General features: G+C 69.8%; 18 protein-coding genes and 1 pseudogene. 5 read left to right on the top strand and 14 right to left on the bottom strand.

The window, feature by feature from the left end:
* Nucleotides 1-53: 53 nt before the first annotated feature.
* The gene (locus ACQ0O7_RS25725) at nt 54-905 is read right to left on the bottom strand and encodes an IS630 family transposase (RefSeq protein ID WP_430785098.1); all 852 of its coding nucleotides are present in this window, start codon (nt 903-905) and stop codon (nt 54-56) included.
* An 80-nt stretch (nt 906-985) separates the two neighbouring features.
* Nucleotides 986-1,204, bottom strand: a complete 219-nt coding sequence (locus tag ACQ0O7_RS25720; RefSeq protein WP_430785096.1) for a hypothetical protein — start codon at nt 1,202-1,204, stop codon at nt 986-988.
* Nucleotides 1,205-1,325: 121 nt separating this feature from the next.
* Here ACQ0O7_RS25720 and ACQ0O7_RS25715 point away from each other — a divergent pair, with 121 nt between their 5' ends.
* Complete coding sequence (locus tag ACQ0O7_RS25715; protein ID WP_430785094.1) at nt 1,326-2,642, top strand: ISL3 family transposase; 1,317 nt, start codon at nt 1,326-1,328, stop codon at nt 2,640-2,642.
* A gap of 282 nt (nt 2,643-2,924) precedes the next feature.
* On the opposite strand, the gene ACQ0O7_RS25710 is transcribed toward ACQ0O7_RS25715, so the two are convergent.
* From ACQ0O7_RS25710 to ACQ0O7_RS25655, 12 genes and pseudogenes are all read right to left on the bottom strand, one after another.
* Nucleotides 2,925-3,182: a Txe/YoeB family addiction module toxin gene (locus ACQ0O7_RS25710; RefSeq protein ID WP_430785092.1), complete on the bottom strand. Its 258-nt coding sequence runs from the start codon at nt 3,180-3,182 to the stop codon at nt 2,925-2,927.
* On the bottom strand, nt 3,179-3,454 hold the full coding sequence (locus ACQ0O7_RS25705; RefSeq protein WP_430785090.1) for a type II toxin-antitoxin system Phd/YefM family antitoxin: 276 nt from the start codon (nt 3,452-3,454) through the stop codon (nt 3,179-3,181). The genes ACQ0O7_RS25710 and ACQ0O7_RS25705 overlap by 4 nt, the downstream gene beginning before the upstream one ends.
* A 59-nt stretch (nt 3,455-3,513) precedes the next feature.
* Entirely contained in the window at nt 3,514-4,170 is a 657-nt protein-coding gene (locus ACQ0O7_RS25700) for a response regulator (protein ID WP_430785088.1), read from the bottom strand.
* Nucleotides 4,167-5,348 (bottom strand): sensor histidine kinase, encoded by a 1,182-nt coding sequence (locus ACQ0O7_RS25695; RefSeq protein WP_430785086.1) that lies wholly within the window; start codon nt 5,346-5,348, stop codon nt 4,167-4,169. Before ACQ0O7_RS25695 ends, ACQ0O7_RS25700 begins: the two co-directional genes overlap by 4 nt.
* A gap of 58 nt (nt 5,349-5,406) precedes the next feature.
* Entirely contained in the window at nt 5,407-6,108 is a 702-nt protein-coding gene (locus ACQ0O7_RS25690; RefSeq protein WP_430785084.1) for a hypothetical protein, read from the bottom strand.
* On the bottom strand, nt 6,105-7,010 hold the full coding sequence (locus ACQ0O7_RS25685; protein ID WP_430785082.1) for an ATP-binding cassette domain-containing protein: 906 nt from the start codon (nt 7,008-7,010) through the stop codon (nt 6,105-6,107). The genes ACQ0O7_RS25690 and ACQ0O7_RS25685 overlap by 4 nt, the downstream gene beginning before the upstream one ends.
* A gap of 92 nt (nt 7,011-7,102) precedes the next feature.
* Nucleotides 7,103-7,360 (bottom strand): helix-turn-helix domain-containing protein, encoded by a 258-nt coding sequence (locus tag ACQ0O7_RS25680; protein ID WP_430785080.1) that lies wholly within the window; start codon nt 7,358-7,360, stop codon nt 7,103-7,105.
* A 702-nt stretch (nt 7,361-8,062) separates the two neighbouring features.
* Nucleotides 8,063-8,494: a GNAT family N-acetyltransferase gene (locus tag ACQ0O7_RS25675; protein WP_430785078.1), complete on the bottom strand. Its 432-nt coding sequence runs from the start codon at nt 8,492-8,494 to the stop codon at nt 8,063-8,065.
* An 86-nt stretch (nt 8,495-8,580) separates the two neighbouring features.
* The gene (locus ACQ0O7_RS25670; RefSeq protein WP_430785106.1) at nt 8,581-8,892 is read right to left on the bottom strand and encodes a DUF1778 domain-containing protein; all 312 of its coding nucleotides are present in this window, start codon (nt 8,890-8,892) and stop codon (nt 8,581-8,583) included.
* Between the two features lie 120 nt (nt 8,893-9,012).
* Nucleotides 9,013-9,258: pseudogene (locus ACQ0O7_RS25665) on the bottom strand (Imm21 family immunity protein); the annotation flags it as partial.
* Between the two features lie 5 nt (nt 9,259-9,263).
* Nucleotides 9,264-9,791, bottom strand: coding sequence for a hypothetical protein (locus tag ACQ0O7_RS25660; RefSeq protein ID WP_430785076.1), 528 nt, complete (start codon nt 9,789-9,791; stop codon nt 9,264-9,266).
* Nucleotides 9,791-11,227 carry an alpha-amylase family glycosyl hydrolase gene (locus ACQ0O7_RS25655; RefSeq protein ID WP_430785074.1) on the bottom strand — a complete coding sequence of 479 codons (1,437 nt, stop codon included), beginning with the start codon at nt 11,225-11,227 and terminating at the stop codon, nt 9,791-9,793. Before ACQ0O7_RS25655 ends, ACQ0O7_RS25660 begins: the two co-directional genes overlap by 1 nt.
* A gap of 280 nt (nt 11,228-11,507) precedes the next feature.
* On the opposite strand from ACQ0O7_RS25655, the gene ACQ0O7_RS25650 reads away from it, so the two are divergent.
* From ACQ0O7_RS25650 to ACQ0O7_RS25635, 4 genes are read left to right on the top strand one after another with little or no spacing between them, the layout of a single operon-like run.
* Nucleotides 11,508-12,791, top strand: a complete 1,284-nt coding sequence (locus ACQ0O7_RS25650) for a pyridoxal phosphate-dependent aminotransferase (RefSeq protein ID WP_430785072.1) — start codon at nt 11,508-11,510, stop codon at nt 12,789-12,791.
* Nucleotides 12,792-12,846: 55 nt separating this feature from the next.
* Entirely contained in the window at nt 12,847-14,910 is a 2,064-nt protein-coding gene (locus tag ACQ0O7_RS25645; RefSeq protein WP_430785070.1) for an ATP-binding protein, read from the top strand.
* A gap of 20 nt (nt 14,911-14,930) precedes the next feature.
* The gene (locus ACQ0O7_RS25640) at nt 14,931-16,124 is read left to right on the top strand and encodes a GAF domain-containing sensor histidine kinase (RefSeq protein ID WP_430785068.1); all 1,194 of its coding nucleotides are present in this window, start codon (nt 14,931-14,933) and stop codon (nt 16,122-16,124) included.
* A gap of 31 nt (nt 16,125-16,155) precedes the next feature.
* Complete coding sequence (locus tag ACQ0O7_RS25635) at nt 16,156-16,728, top strand: hypothetical protein (protein WP_430785066.1); 573 nt, start codon at nt 16,156-16,158, stop codon at nt 16,726-16,728.
* The last annotated feature ends 71 nt before the right edge of the window (nt 16,729-16,799 follow it).

Below are 16,799 nucleotides of genomic sequence, written 5' to 3'. Positions count from 1 at the left end.
GGCCGCGCTCTTCTACGTACCGCCCGATACCGGCGTGACTACACCAAAACCGATCATCCGGTCATACCTCTATCTTGCAGAGGCCCTGGGGAGAAGTTGTCCAGGATCAGGTGCAGCGTTTCGCTTGGCCAACGCCTGCGGAGGCTCTTGAGGAAGTCGAGGAACTCGATCGAACGTTTCCGGTCCCTGATCCGGTAATGGATCTTCCCGGTGGCCAGGTCGAGGCTGGCGATCATGTGCCGGACCCCGTGATCACGGTGATAGGTGGCCCGCAACCGGACCGGCTTACCCTGCGGTTTCCAGGCTTTACCGGGCCGTGGTTGCAGGTTCAACGGCCCGAACTCGTCGACGCAGACAACTCGGCCGCCGGCGGGCGGATGGTCGTAGAGGTCCAGGATCGCTCGCATCTTGGCGACGAAGTTAGGGTCGTTGCTGGCCTTCCACGTCTTCGAGGACTGCCAGGTCACCCCTTGTTCGTGCAGGATCCGCCGGACGGTCTCGATGCTGATCGTGGCGACCCGGCCGGTGGCGATCAGGTAGTCACGCAGCTTGGACAGGCTCCAGCAGGAGAACGGCTGTCCGAGGAATCGGGGGTCACACCGGGCGATCACGCAGATCCAGTCACGGTCCTGCTCACTGATCTTGTTCGGTGTGCCCCCTCTCCATTTTGGGTTCAGCGCGTCGAACCCCCGCTCGTTGAACGCGTGGATCACGTCACGGACGTAGTCGTCGGTGGCCTTGAGCAGGTACGCGATGTCCACCGCGGGCTGGCCTTGGGCGGACATCAGAACGACGATCGCCCGGCGCAGCTTGACCGGATCCTTCCCGGTCCGCGTGATCCGCTGCAGCCGCTGACCTTCCGGCATCGACAGATCCCGTACGAACACTTCCGGACGTCGGCCCACCCGGCATCACCTCCCACAAACAGCGAGAGGAACAGCCTGCCCGAAACATACTCAGAACCGACGGATTACACGGCCAACGTTCAAAGACGAGGCAGTAGCAGCCGGTTCACGGTGCGGTTGGCGACGGCGAGGGGTTTGCCGTCGGCCGGCTGCCGGGTTGGGGTTTTGATACCGAGACCTGCACCTTCGTAGCCCGCGTCGGCCAGCGCGGGCAGCTCAAGTTCGGCGGCCGCCCAGTTCAGAGCGCCGGTGACGCCGAGTTCCCGGGCACAGCTCAGGTCGTGCAGATGGCCGGGCATCGCGGCTCTTCGAAGTTGAGCGGGGTTTGCGGCTGAGTCCGGCCCGAGCGTGAGGGCTCGCAGCTCATCAGTGATCATCTGAGTGTCTAGATCGGATAGTCACAAGTGAAGAGCTGCGAGCATGGTCAACGATACGACCCGGCTGTTGGGCCTGGACGGCCTGGTCGCCGATCGGGTCGAGCTGCACCCGGACGGTTCTCCCGTCGTCCACCTGTCCACCGGTGATGAGCAGGCACGATGCTGCCCGCAGTGCGGATTGCGGGCGGTGCGGGTGAAGCAGTGGACCACGACCCGGCCGCGCGATCCGCCGATGGCCGGGCGGATGGCCCGGCTGCGGTGGCGTAAACGACGCTGGCACTGCGACGAGGCCGGGTGCCCCCGTAAGTCGTTCACCGAGCAGGTGCCGCAGGTTCCGGCACGGGCCCGGATCACCGTCCGGCTGCGTCAAGCCGCCGGTGCGGCGGTCGCCGACGGCAACCGCACGATCGTGCAGGCCGCGCGTGACCTGGGCCTGTCCTGGCCGATCGTGGCTGCCTCGTTCACCGTGCACGCCGCCACGGTGTTGCCGGCCGAACCCGGGCCGGTCACGGTGCTGGGCATCGACGAGGTCCGCCGGGGCAAGCCGCGCTGGAGTTTCGACGAGGCCACCGCGTCGTGGACCACCCTCGTCGACCGGTGGCACGTCGGATTCTGTGATCTCGGCGGCGGGCAAGGGCTGCTCGCCCAGGTCGAGGGCCGCACCAGCAAAGCAGTGACCGACTGGCTGACGGCGCGTCCCACCGCGTGGCGTGAGCAGGTCCAGGCCGTCGCGATCGACATGTGCACCGTGTTCAAGGCCGCGATCCGCGAAGCGCTGCCGCATGCGTTGCTGGTCGTGGACCACTTCCACGTCGTGCAGCTGGCCAACCGGGCCGTCACCGAGGTCCGCCGCCGTATGACCGTCACGCACCGCGGCCGGCGTGGGCGGGCCACCGACCCGGAATGGCAGCAACGCAACCGGCTGACCAGGTCAGCAGCCCGGATGCGTGCCGAACACGTCGACCGGCTGACCGACACTCTTGAGAACCTGCCGACGAAGATCGGCGCACCGATCCTGACCGCCTGGAACGCGAAAGAGGACCTGCTCGACCTGCTGGCGCTGGCCCGTACCCGCCCGGACCGGGAAACCACCGCCCGGCTACTGCACCGCTTCTACACCCGCTGCGCCAGCTCTGACCTGCCCGAACTTCATCGCCTCGCGACCACGATCGAGACCTGGTGGCCGGAAATCCTCGCGTTCCTGCACACCGGCATCACCAACGCCGGCTCAGAAGGCACCAACCGCGTCATCAAAACTGTCGCCCGTGACGCCTACGGATTCCGTAACCCAGAGAACCAGCGGCTACGAACCCGCACCGCGACCACCCGCCGCCACCGGGGACACCTCAATCCCGCTTAACTTCGAAGAGCTGGCATCGCCTCGGCGGTCCAGATCGGTAGACCAGTCGGATTCATGATCGTCTGAAAGTTCGCGCCGAAGTCACGGTGCTTTCCCGAGTACCAGGCGTTGGTCACCGCTCCGATCAGGGCCGTGATCCATCCGGTCACGGTCGTGCTCCCGCCAGTCGCGGCGGCCACGGCCGCGGGGCTCAAGGGCTACATCGCGATCAGCGGCTGGACCACCGACGTCCTCGATAGCTGTACCGGCGCGTCGAGGCCTGGTCGGCACGCTCCGCGCTCGTCACCTGTCGCCGTAGTGATACATGCAAGCGGCGATCTCCACGTCATCACCCTTGATGCGATAGACGAGACGGTGCTCCCGGTCGATTCGCCTGGACCACAGGCCGGACAACTCTCCGCGAAGAGGCTCAGGCTTACCGATACCTCGATAGCCGTTTCGCATGATGTCTTCGATCAGATCGTTGATGCGTTTGATCAGTTTGCGATCGGTATGCCTGCGGTACTGCGACCATGCCGTCTCCGAAAAGACCAACCTCACGCCACGTCCCGCACATCGCCCGGGTCCATGAGCGCGCGTTCCTGCCCCGCGCCCCGGTCCAGCTCAGCCAATGACCGACGCAGGGCATCGGCGTTACTCGGAGTCCGGAGCAGATACTCCGTCTCTTTCATCGACTCGTACTCAGCCAACGGAACGATGACGACGGGCTCGTGCCCGGAGCGGGTCACTATCAACTCCTCGGCATCGTCGACCACGCTGTCGAGTTCGGCGGCAAGATTCTGTCGCAGCTGTGTGAAGTTCACCGTTCGCATCTCCACCTCCGAGTAAGTACAGGAAAGTGTACTCCTGGTCCGACGCTGGAGGGCCCCGGTCAGGAAGGCGGGATCAGGCCGGCCCGGTAGGCGTAGATCGCGGCCTGGACCCGGCTGGTCAGGTTCAGTTTGCCGAGCACCGCGCTCACGTGGATCTTCACGGTACCCTCGGCGAGATGGAGCCGACGGCCGATCTCGGCGTTGGGCAGGCCGGCTCCCAGCAGGGCCAACACCTCCCGTTCCCGTGGGGTCAGCGCCTCCATCCCGCTGCGGGCCTCCAGCCGGTCGCGGAGTTCGCCGCCGTGCAGGACCCGGACGATCCGGTGGGCCACCGCGGGCGCCAGGACCGTGCCACCGTTCATCGCGGCCTTGATGCCACCGATCAGCTCGTACGGGTCGTCGGATTTGAGCAGGAACCCGTGCACTCCGGCGTCGATCGCGCGGGCGATGTACCGGTCCTCCCCGAACGTCGTGATGATCATGACGCGCAGGGCGGGATGACCGGCCCGCAGCGACTCGGCCGCGGTCAGGCCGTCCATCCCGGGCATCCGGATGTCGAGCAGCGCCACGTCGGGCCGGACCCGCTCGACCGCGGCCAGTGCCTCCCGGCCATCCGCGACCTCCGCCACCACCTCGATGCCCGGGTCGGCGGACAGCACGGTGCGCAGCCCGGCCCGTACCAGCGGCTGATCGTCGGCGATGAGAACCCGGATCACCGGTCACGCCCCGTCGAATCACGCAGCCGCGACACCCGGCCGCCGGAGAGACAGACCTGGTAGTTCCCGTACGCCAAGGGGAAGTTTCCGTCCGTGTAGTACCGGCATCCCGGCTCGTCCACCGCCCCGAAGCGCACCGGCGCCTGCCGTCCGGGCAGCAGCCGGGCCGCCTCCTCCGCGGGCATGCCGATCGACAGCCCGGCGAACGCCCGGTCGTCCATCGACGCGTCCCGCACCGCCCAGGCGTAGAAGCCGGACGCCACCACCAGCAGCACCGCGCCGGGGATCACCACGGTCCCGGCCAGCATCCGCCGTACCCGGTGCCGCCGGTCGTGGTGGTCGGCGGTCAGGCCGTCCCGGTCCATTCCGGCCGGCACCACGGCGGACAACCGAAAAGAGCCTCCGGCGGATTCGGTACGCAGCCGGCCACCGGCCCGTTCCAGGCGCCCGGACAGCATCGCCAGCCCGGAACCGGTGCGATCATCCGTGGTGGGGCGGGCCGGGAGCGGGTTCTCCACCCGCACCCGCCGGCCGGTGAACGTGACGCTCACCGGGGCCCCGGGCGCGTGCCGGACCGCGTTGGACAGCGCCTCGGCCAGCAGCCGGGCGGTGAACGGCTCACCGGGCACGGTGCCGGTGACCGCCAGATCCATCCCGGCCTCCCGCGCCCGGCTGAGCACCGCCGCCGCGTCCGGCTCGGCGGTGACGTCCAGGAGATCGACGATCCGGCGTACCGTCTCGATGGCCGCCGCCGACGCCGACCGCATCGCCGCCGCCTTCTGCCGGGTGTCGTCGTCGGTGGCCGTCACCTGGATGCCGGCCGCCTGCAGGGAGAGCAGGGCCAGGTCGTGCCCGAGGGTGTCGTGCAGGTCGGCGGCGATCCGGGCGCGCTCGTGCAGCCGGGCGTCCCGGGCGTGCGCCCAGCCCTGTTCGGCGTATTCGTGGCGCAGCCGGCGGTAGGCGCCGGTCACCGCCGCGAACACCGCCAGCACCACCACGACCTGGTCACCGAGCCAGGACAGCACGTCCTGGGTGACGGCCACGGCGATCGCGGCGGCCACCTCGATCACGACGATCAGCGCGACGGCGACCCCGGTGCGATCGCGACGCCCGCACAGGTAGCCACCGGCGATCACCGCCGCGGCGGCCGGCACGTACCACTGGCCCCACCCGTGCATCCCGACAGCCTAGGTCTTGTGTGGAAGACCCCGCGAGTGCGGTCTTCCACACAAGACCTCAGGCATCCCGGCGGGTCAGCAGGACCCCGGCCGCCATCTGGACGGCGAGGGCCCAGCCGATCAGAACCAGCAGATGGCGTACGCCGTCACCGGCCCCGAAAGCGACGGACGCGCCGGCCGGCAGGTACTGCCCGACCCGGAAGTCGATCAGTTGCAGCCCGGCCAGCACCACGAACATCGTGGTCAGCGTCCCGGCGGCGCTGCGCAGCAGGAATCCGGTGGCGACGGTCAGCACACAGGCCAGCATCGCCACCACCGCCAGCCGCAGGCACGCCGCCACCGGGTCACCGGGCGCCGCGTGCTCGCCGAGCAGCAGCGCGGCCACCGCCCAGCCGGCCGCCGCCGAAACCAGTCCGGTGGTGAACCCGGTGACCGCGGCGACCAGGGTCTTGGCCAGCAGCACGTCCCGGCGGCGCGGCCGGGCCAGGAAGGTGGACCGGATCGCCCCGGTGCCGTACTCCGCGGTGACCATCAGCATGGCCAGCGCGACCAGGGCGAACTGCCCGACCTGGACGGCCGCGGACAGCGGATCCAGAACCGGCAGCGTGCCGGTCACCCGGCCCTGCGCCAGGTCGTAGCGGAAGTCGTTGGCCAGCGTCGCCGACATCAGCACGGTCAGCAGCACCGCCGCCACCACACAGAACCACGGCGAACGCAGCGACCAGGTCTTGCCCCACTCGGCGGTGATCGCGTTCCTCATGCCGCCACCGCCACGTACTCGGTCTGGTCCTCGACCAGGCGCACGTACGCCTCCTCCAGGCTCGGCACCTCGGTCCGCAACTCGCGCAGCACCGCGCCGGCCCGCTGCGCCCGGAGCCCGACGTCGGCCGCGGTCAGGCCGCCGACCCGCAGCCGGTCCGCGCCGGTCCGCTCGGCGTGCTCCCCCAGCGCCGTCACCAGCAGCCGGAACGACTCCTCGTCGGCGGCCGCCACCTCGACGGTCGCGGCCCGCCCTGCGGTGAAGTCGGCAACCGTCGCGTCGGCGAGCAGGCGACCCCGGCCGAGCACCACCACCCGGTCGGCGATCAGGGCCACCTCGCTCATCAGGTGGCTGGAGATCAGCACCGTACGGCCCTCGTCCGCCCACCGCCGGACCAGCCCGCGCACCCAGCGGACCCCGTCGGCGTCGAGCCCGTTGACCGGCTCGTCGAGGACGACGGTGGCCGGGTCGCCAAGCATCGCCCCGGCGATCCCGAGCCGCTGCGCCATCCCGAGGGAGTAGGTGCCGGCCCGCCACCCGGCGACGGTGTCCAGCCCGACCGCGTCGATCACGGCCTCCACCCGGGCGCGGGGCAGCCCGTTGTAGCGGGCCAGCGCGACCAGGCCGGCCCGCCCACTGCGCCGGGGGTGGAAGGCACGGGCGTCCAGGTGGGCGCCGACCAGCCGCAGCGGATTCCGCAGGTCGCCGTAGCGGCGGCCGTCGACGAGAGCGGTCCCGGAGGTCGGCCGGTCCAGCCCGAGCATCAGCCGCATGACTGTCGACTTGCCGGCGCCGTTCGGCCCGAGCAGGGCGGTGACCCGCCCGGACGGCACGGTAACGCTGACCCGGTCGACGGCGACCCGGTCCCGGTATCTCTTGGTAAGTTCCCGCAGCTCGATCACGGATCAAGCCTGTCGGCCACCCGGGCCCGCCACATCTGGCGTCGGTCAGCCCCCACCTATGCCATCCGCCATAGGCACACGACCCGCGGTTCTCAGGCAGCCGCACCCCGCGGCTCGAACCCCACCTTGAGACTCATCTCCAGCGCCGCCGCCAGCCGTTCCAGAATCGCCAGGGTCGGAACCGTCCCGCCCGCCTCGAATCGGGCGACCGCGGGCTGAGTCATACCGGACGCCTTCGCCAGCTGCGCCTGACTCCAGCCACGACTCTCCCGAAGCTCACGAACGGACCGGCCGAGTTCGAACGCCAACCGCGCGGCGTCGTACGCCTCAGCAGCACCGGCTTCAGCCATCCGCCGCTCCCTCATCGCGGCCCAACCGCCACTCTCACTCATGGCCTAGTCCTCCTCATCCGCAATGTCATGCGCCTCGTCGATGCACCGCGCCAACGCTCGGCGTGCCCGGTTGATCTCCCGCTCATCCCGCATTCTCGCCTTGTGGAAAACCGTCAGCAAGATGATCCTTTTGTCGGTAGCGATCCAGTACGTGATCCGAACCGCTCTCCGCTCGATATGGAACCGCAGCTCACAATTTTTCGGTCAAGCTGCTTCGTGTACGGCTCCCCCAGCAGGGGCCCTTGCTCGGCAAGTAGATCGATATAGAACGCCGCGTGCGCGAACTGATCAGTCGGCAAGCTCTCCAGCCACTTTTCCACTTCCGGTTCCAACTCGACAGCTCCCCAGGCCATACCAAGGATGCTATAGGAACGCGAGACTCGAATGCGATTTCAGGCCGCATGCGCCGACCGGACACGGGCGGCCCATGGGGAGACTCACGAAGAGGTCTGGCCGGTCAGGAGGTCGGTCAACGTCCAGGATTCGGCGGTCCATGGCAGGGGAGCCGGTGGCCGTCATGCTTCCGCGTGGCGGCGGCACGGGCACTCGCCGGTCAGGGAGTTCTCCGCCATGGCCACACGACCCGCCTCGGCAACGTCATCCCCGGTTCAGGCAGCCGCGCCCCGTGGCTCGAATCCCGCCTTGAGGCTCATCTCCACGTCAACCGGCGAGGGCCCGGCGTAGGTCCTTCATCAGCAGCAGAAGGTGCATCGGGTCGGTGGGGCTCGACTCGAACTTCGCCAGTCGCAGGTAGAAGTCTCGCGCGGCTTCGGTCTCGCAGTGGATGAGCACCGCCCGCACCCCGATGACCTCGGCGGCCACAGCGATCCGACGGAGCGCGTCGACCACGAGCGCCCGGCCGAGGCCGGCGCCCTGGGCGGCACGGTCGACACCCAGCCTGGTCAGGATCACGACCGGCTGGTGGTACCGCCCGGCGCCCTGCCGCAGCCGGGGCGAGGCATCCGCCGGAGCGACACTGCCGGCGGCGATGGCGTAGTAACCGACCACCCGCTGATCCGGGTGGCCGGCGTCGCCGACGACGTACACCCGGGACAGCCCGGCTCGATGCGACTGGAGGGCATGCTCGGTCAACCAGACGGATTGTGGGGTGGAGCCACAGTCGAAGCCGCTCGTCACATGCGCCGCGGCCAGCGGCTCGACCGGGGAGAATCGGCAACTCATCCGCGCGCCCCGTCCGGGCCGTCGTGAAGGGCCGGCGGGCCGTCATCCAGGACCGTCGGGCCGGTCAGCAGCTCGCGCAGACCGGCGACATCCTGCTCCGGGCGTTCCAGCGCCTCGTCGAACACCCGCCACGCATCCTCGGTCAAAACGAACACCCGGCGGTCGGCCAGCACGTCAGCCGCGGCCTCGGTCGCAGCCTTCAGCACAAACGTCGACACGCTCGCACCCGCCGCCTGACTGGCAGCCTCCAACAACGCCTTCTGACCGGCATCCACCCGCAGATGCAGCCGCTCCGCCTTGGCCTCCATGACCCGATCGTACGCACAATGTACGCCAGCCGACCAGCGGTACAGCGCGAGTCGGCATCGACCCCTCCGCGTCGAAGAGCAGCCCCGGGCCCTCCTCGTCCCGCTGCCCATTTCCTGAACTATCAGGCCATGGTCCGGAAGAAACGTGGTCGGACTACTACCGTTAGCCAAGGCCAATGCCTCGGCCCCGCCGAGATCCACCGGCTCGGCGTAGTCCTGAACCGACTCGGAGAGCCGCCAGTAATCCGTCTCCTCCTCATCCACCTCGTCGTCACCGTTCGAGCCGAAGGAACCAGACCATAGGTGCACTGAATCTGACGGCATGAGGAGCAGCGGCCCTCCGAAAGAACGCACCCATGGCTTCATTCCGATCAGCCCACCGGTGGTCTCGCGCTGAATGACGGCTGACGACTGGGGAAGTCATCTGGAAAGATTGAAGTGACCAGCCCGCCGGTCAGAAGATCGAGGATCACTCTGGTCGACGTCCGGGGAACGAGCAACAGATCGCGTTGACGCACCTCCAGGATTAGCGTCGACCACGAGTCCGGGCTTCCGGTGGTGACCCAGAGCAGCCAATCACCATTGTCCGTCGCTCCCCACTTCGAGAGATCCTCCACGGAGATCCCCAACCCGTCCAGGCGCGCCTGGAAATGACGGCCCCCATATGTGGCCAGGTCGGATCGTGCAGCCGCCGCCCGCGTTCTGATGTCAAGATTCGGGTTGCTGTCGACGTCGCCGTATATCCAGAGGAACTCGTCGAAACACCCGGCCCCGTATGTCGAGATCAGGCGACGATGATCCTCAGGCACCCCACCCCGTTGTTCATCGATCGACGCATGGCACTTCGCGCCCGCGACCGGCGGCGGGCACAGGGAGACAAGGCTTTCCAGGTCGTCCATCACGCCTCCGCATGCCGCAGGACGTGGGCGGACCAGGGTGGCAGGTCGACGTAGAGGCCGTCGCGGGCCAGTTCGTCGCCGTCCCGGGTGAAGACCTGGTCGTCGAGGAGGTCGGTCAGGGTCCACGACCGGCCGGGCAGGCCGGGCCACGGCAGCGGGATCCGGGCCTGGGCGGGACGATCACCGAAGTTCAGGACGACCAGGTGCCGGGCCGCGTCCTGCTCCCACGACCAGGCCAGGATGTCGCGGTGGGTGGGGTTGTCCGGCCAGCCGGCCACCTCCAGCAGGCGCCACTCGCCGCCCCGCACCGCGGCCGCCGCTGACCGGAGACGCTGGTGGAAGGCCTGCCGGGCGGGGTCGGTGGGCTCGTCGGGATGACTGCCCAGGAACACCGGCACCCGGATGCGGCGGCCCTCGAACTGGCCGTCGTGCCACAGGGTGGCGCCGGGCAGGGTGGCGACCGCGATGGCCGCGGCCCGCCCCCGAGCACCGGGCGCGGCTACGGCGGCGCGTGGCTCGTCGTGGTTCTCCAGGAAGCGCAGCAGGCCGTCCTGATGGTCCCGGTCGGCCGCCAGGTGTTTACGCACCGACGCGGCGTCCTCGTGCACCAGCCGGTCGTACAGGCGCTTGTCGTAACAGAAGTCGAAGCCTTGCCGCTGCAACTGCCATTCGGTGTCCCAGTACGCCTCGGCGATCAGCATCAGACCGGGGTGGACGGACCGCACCCGCCCGATGATCGTCGGCCAGAATTCGGTTTCCGGGACGGGGCCGGCGTACGAACCCCAGGTCTTGGCGAAGATCTCGTTGATCATGAGCATGGCCATGTCGACGCGGATGCCGTCGCACTGCCCGCCGATCCAGGTGAGCGTGGCCGCGGTGGCCGCCCGCAGGCCGGGGTCGAAGGCGTTCAGCTGGGCGACGTCCGGCCAGGGCGGAAAATACGGATCCCGGGCGTACGCGTGAATCCGGTCCTGTCGCTCGAACCACGCCCCGGGATCGGCGGTGAGGTCGGCCGCGGACCCCTGGATGAACCATCGGGGGTAGTCGGTGAGGGCCGGATGATCGGGGGCCACATGGTTGGGCACGTAGTCGAGGATCAGTTTGACGCCCCGGCGCCGCAGCTGGGCGCGGGCCTCGGCCAGCCCGGCCGGGCCACCGAGCCGTTCGTCGGCCCGGTAGCGACGCACACAGTACGGCGAACCGGCCACATCGTCGCCGTCCAGGCCGGGCAGCGCCGCCCGGGCGAGGGTGATGCCGGCGGGGCTGCGTTCCCAGACGCCCATCAGCCAGACCGCGTCGACCCCGGCGGTGATCTCGTCCCACACTTCGGCGGGCACGGTGCCGAGGGTGACCCGGCGGCCGGTCCGGCGGCTCAGGCCGGCCAGCCACGGCCAGGTGCCGATCTCGTAGATCACCGGAGCCGTCGGCCACGTCATTCCCGGAATGTTAAGTGAACCCCGGCGGCCGGGGCCGGGGGCGTCGCGTGGGCCGGGCTGGCGGTCATCACCGCCCCGAACACCACGACGCTCGACAGCCACAGTCTGATCAAACCGCGCATCTCTGTTCCCTCCGTCACATCCACCTCAGAGGGAAACGAGCTAGTTGATCAATCGTGGCGGGAGCTGAACCTTTCCTGTGAATTAAGTGGTGAACGAATCGGACGTGTGCCCCGTATCGGAGGGCGGCAACGTCACCGGAGGGGTTCGGGAGGCTACTGTGGCACGGACTGGTATCGATACGTCCATCCTGCACAAGGGCTCGCACAGCGCGTCGTTCTTCGACGTCGCGCGGGCGGCCGGCGAGGGCGTGGAGATCGTCGACTTCTGCATCCCGTGCAACCCGTACTTCCCGACGCCCGAGATGTTCGACGAGCTGTCCCGGGACCTGAAGAGCATCCTGAAGTACTACCCGAGCGACTCGGCGGCGATCACCAAGAAGCTGGCGAGTGTGCTCGGCCTGCACCCGCAGACGGTGGCGATGGCGAACGGCTCGACCGAGCTGATCACCTGGATCGACCACCTGCTGATCAAGGAGAGCGTGGCGATCCCGATCCCGACCTTCGGGCGCTGGACCGACCAGCCGATGGAGACCGGCAAGCGGGTGGACATGTTCCCGCTGCAGGAGCGCGACGGCTTCCGCCTGGACCTGGAGGAGTACGTCGAGTTCATCCGGGAGCGCAAGTCCCGGGTGGCGGTGGTCTGCAACGTCAACAACCCGGACGGGCACTACATCCCGCGGCGTGACGTGATCCGGTTCATGGACGCGCTCAGCGACCTGGACCTGGTCGTGGTGGACGAGTCGTTCATCGACTTCTCGGACGCCGAACGCTACCCGTCGGTCGGCCCGGACGCGGTGATCCGCCCGAACGCGGTGGTGCTGAAGAGCCTGGGCAAGAACTTCGGCCTGCACGGCATCCGGTTCGGCTACATGCTGGCCAACCCGGCGATCGCCGGCAAGATCGCCAAGATGCTGCCCAAGTGGAACCTGAACTCCCTGGCGGAGAAGGTGGTCCACATGATCTCCGACCACGAGATGGAGTACGAGGAGAGCCTGCGCCTGCTCAGCCGGGACCGCCGCTCGATGGGCCGGGAGCTGCAGCGCATCCAGGGCCTGACCGTCTTCCCGTCACAGGGCAACTTCTTCCTGGTCAAGCTGCCGAACGAGTGGTCCGGGGTGGCACTGCGCGACTATCTGGTCGCCAACCACGGCATCATGACCCGCGAGTGCGGCAACAAGCTCGGCATGACCAGCCAGTTCATGCGCCTGGTGGTACGCCCGGCCGCGGACGTGGACCGGCTGGTCGACGGCATGCTCGACTACGGGCAGCGCTTCCACAGCCGCTCGGTCTACGACACCGACCCGATGGAGAGCGCCCGCCCCGAGCCGGGCCGCCGCTGGGCCGACACCTCGTACGACGACCAGCCGGACAACCTGATCCAGTACCCGGCCCAGCGTCCCGGCGGTGGCGAGTACACCGCACGGCGCGCCGCGGTGGGCTGACGCTCAGGTCGGCGGCTCCCCCTGCCGATAGGAGTTTGTCCCCGGGGAGCCGCTGATGACCTACCGACGATCGCTGGCACGCACCGGTGTGTTCGCCGTGGTGTTCCTGATCGCGGTGCTGATCGGGCGCCGCACCGTACTGGCCGGTGCCGGGATCAGCATGGTCTGGCCCGCCGCCGGTGTCGCGGTGGCCTGGTTCTGCGCCCAGCGCAAGGCTCCCGCCCGCTGGGCGGACGCGGTCGCGCTCGTCGTGATCACCGTCGCGGCGAACACGGTGACCGGCGCGTCACCGGTGACGGCGGTGTTATTCGCGGTCGCGAACCTGGTACAGATCAAGGTCTTCATGCGGCTGATCGGCCGCTGGCGGCCGGCGGTGGCGGCCGGCGCCCTGCGCGGGCCGAATGATCTGTGGGCCCTGCTGGCCGCCGCGTTCGCCGCCACGGTGGCCGGCGCTGCGACCGGGCCGGTGGTGTTGTGGCTGGTCGCCGATCAGCATTCGTGGGCGGCGACCACGGTGTGGCTGTCCCGCAACACGGCGAGCATCGTGCTGATCGGTGGCGCCTGGCTGTATCTGCGGCACGCCCTGGCGGTGCACCGGGCCGGCCGCCGGAGACCGGCGTGGCCACGCCGGCCGGCCGAGTACGCCGCGCTGGCCCTCTGCTCCGGCGCCGTCTACTGGGCCGGTTTCGTCTACGACCACGACCTGCCGGTCGGGTTCATCCTGATCGCGGTGACCGTCTGGGTGGGGCTGCGGTTCCCCACCACGTTCGTGGTGGTGCACAGTCTGCTCGTCGGCGCGATCACCATGCTGTTCACGATCAACGGGCACGGCTCGTTCGCGGACATCCCGGATCCGGCCACCCGGGCCTTCGTGGCGCAGCTGTTCGTCGCGCTGGTGGCGGTGGCCGGGCTGGCCCTGGCGCTCGGCCGGGACGAGCGGGACGCCGCACTGGCCGCGCTGGCCGCCGAGAAGACGCGGCTGGCGGCCGAGCGGGAGGTGGCGTCGCAGCGCGCCGACCTGCTCCAGACGATCATCGACTCGACCGCGGACGGCCTGGTGGTGGTGGACGCCGCCGGCCGGGTGGTGCTGCGCAATCCGGCGGCGGCCGAGCTGATCGGTGGCTTCATCAGCCCGGACGGGCGGCTGGGCAGCAGCGCCCACTACGGGCTGCACCACCTGGACGGCACACCGCTCGGCGACGAGGAGATGGCTCGGCTGCTGCGGATCGCGGGCCGGGACGGCACCGACGTGCTGATCCGGAACCCGGGTGTGCCGGACGGCCGGGTGGTCACCGTGCGCACCGCGCCGCTGCCCGATCCGGACGGCACCACCAGCGTGGTGATCCTGCTGCACGACGTCACCGCCGAGCGCCGGCAGCGGGAGGAGCTGACCGGGTTCGCCGAGGTGGCCGCACACGACCTGCTCAGCCCGCTGACCGTGATCAGCGGCTGGGCCGAGGTGGCCACGTCGGCGCTCGGGCAGGTGCCGGCGCATCCGGCGGCGGACCGGGCCCGGGACGGCCTGGAGCGGGTCACCCGGTCGGCGGCGCGGATGCGGGCGCTGATCAACGGCCTGCTCGACTACGCGACCGCACGGGAGGCCACCGTCACCACGGCCGAGGTGGATCTGGCCGCGATGCTGGCCGAGGTGACGGTGGCCCGGCTGGACGCGGCGATCGCCGCCGGGTTGCCGCCGCCCCGGTTCGCGGTGGCCGACCTGCCGCCGGTACGGGCCGATCCGGTGCTGGTCCGGCAACTGCTGGACAACCTGATCGGCAACGCGATCAAGTACACCGCGGCGGGTGTGACCCCGATACTGACGGTGACCGCGACCGTCGACGGCCCGATGGTGCGGGTCTGCGTGGCGGACAACGGCATCGGCATCCCGGCCGGGCAGCACGACGAGATCTTCGGCCGGTTCCACCGGGCACACCCCTCCCTGGGGTACGCCGGGACCGGTCTCGGCCTGGGCATCTGCCAGCGGATCGTGGAGCGGCACGGTGGCACGATCAGCGCCGCGGACAACCCCGGCGGCGGCTCCCGGTTCGTCTTCACCCTGCCGTCGGTGACCGCTCCCGCGATGGTGGAGACGGTGACCGATTCCGCTCAGGTCGGCTGAGCCGGAGCCGAAGAGCAGTCGTGGAGCGTGAGACCGCTGTCCAGTCGGAGCAGGCCAGACTTGAGGCGCTGCACTCCTACCAGGTGCTGGATCGCCCACGGCCGGCCGTGCTGGACGACCTGACCCGGCTGGCCGCGTCGATGTTCGACACCCCGATGGCGGCCGTCTCACTGATCGACCGGGAACGGCAGTGGTTCGCCGGCACCCACGGGATCGCCGACGAGCAGACCCCTCTGGACGTCTCGTTCTGCAGATACCTGGTGCCGACCGGGGAACCGCTGGTGGTGCCGGACGCGACCCGGGACGCCCGGTTCCGCGACTACCCGAACGTGACCGGATCCCCGCACATCCGGTTCTACGCCGGCGCGCCGATCGTGGACGAGGAGGGGCACGTCCTGGGCGCCCTGTGCGTGGTCGGCGACCAGCCGCGCGAGGTCGGCGACCGGCAGGTGGGCGATCTGGTGATGTTCGCCGGGCAGGCGGCGGTACACCTGGCGTCGATCCGGACCCGGCTGCGGCTGTCCGATCTCGGCGACGAACTGTCCCGGGCCTCGCAGCGTGAGGACGACCTGGTCGCGACGATCACCCACGAGCTGCGGACACCGGTCACCTCGATTCAGGGCTACCTGGAGATCCTCGGTGATCAGGAGCAGGAGCTGGCCCCGTACCGGCGCCTGATCGAGCCCATCCACCGCAACGGCGAACGCCTGGTGTCGATGGTCGACCACCTGCTGGCCGGCACCCGCCCGGCGGACGCCCCGCTGCCCGGCCCGGACGGCACCGTCGAGCTGGACACCGTGCTGGACGCCGCGCTGAAGATCTGCCGGCCGCTGATCGTGCCGCGGCCGGAGACGGTGCTGGTGCACCGGGACGGCGCGGTGCCGGTGCGGGCCGATCTGTCCCGCCTCGCCCACGCGGTGTCCCAGCTGGTGCGCAACGCGCTGCTGTTCACGCCGGCCGACTGTCCGATCACGATCAGGACCGGGCAGACCCCGCGGCCGTACGTGGAAGTAGCCGATCATGGCATCGGCATCCCCGAGGACGAGCTGCCGTACGTCTTCGATCGGTTCTTCCGGGGCCGGCACGCGCGGGACCAGGCCGTACCCGGTGTGGGTCTGGGCCTGACCATCGCCCGCAACATCGCCGAGTCGCATCGGGGGACGGTGACGGTGACCGGTTCGCCGTCCGGGACGACCGCCCGTATCACCCTCTGAGGATGCCGTGGTGCGCCGCTACGGTGGAGGGATGGAGCAGCGGGGCGCGATGAGCGTGGACGATCTGGTGTCCACGATCCTGGCGCGGCTGGCCGACCGGCAGCGGGTGGTCCCGGAGTTCGTGGTGCGCGACGCCGTGGCGGCCGCGCTGCGCCGGCGGGCCCCGGATCAGGGCCCGGTTCCGGCGGCGCTGGCCGCCGAGCTGATCAGCGGGTTCTGCGACGGGGTGGACAGCCCCGGCGACGACACGGCGACCATGCCGGCGGTGCTCAGCGGCGACGAGACCGGCCGGGTGGTGACGGCGCTCGGGCTGGCCGTGCACGTGGCCGCCTTCAACCTGGACCGGGACCGGCTGCACGTGACGCAGATCCTGAACGGCGCGGCCGCGGCACTGGTGGCGCTGGGTGCCGCGGCCCGGGCGGCGCACGCCGACGGCACCTCGGCGGTGCTGCTGTCCCCGGCCACTCTGGGCACCGTCCGGTCGGCGGTGACCGGGGTGCTGCAGGGCCTGCGGCAGCGCGGTTGGCAGGCCCGCCACCTGGACCAGGAGGCGACGGCAACCTTGTTCGGCGGCGTCCTGGACATGATCGGCACCACCCCCTGACGCCCACGTGCCGCGCAGCGGCGCGAAACACACCGCAAGGGGCCACACAAACCACAACCACCACCCCCGTG

Origin of the sequence: Actinoplanes sp. G11-F43, from assembly GCF_050589265.1 — a bacterium.
Lineage (GTDB): Bacteria > Actinomycetota > Actinomycetes > Mycobacteriales > Micromonosporaceae > Actinoplanes.
Note: the sequence above shows the minus strand (reverse complement) of the source record. Positions and strands in the feature narration are given on the sequence as shown.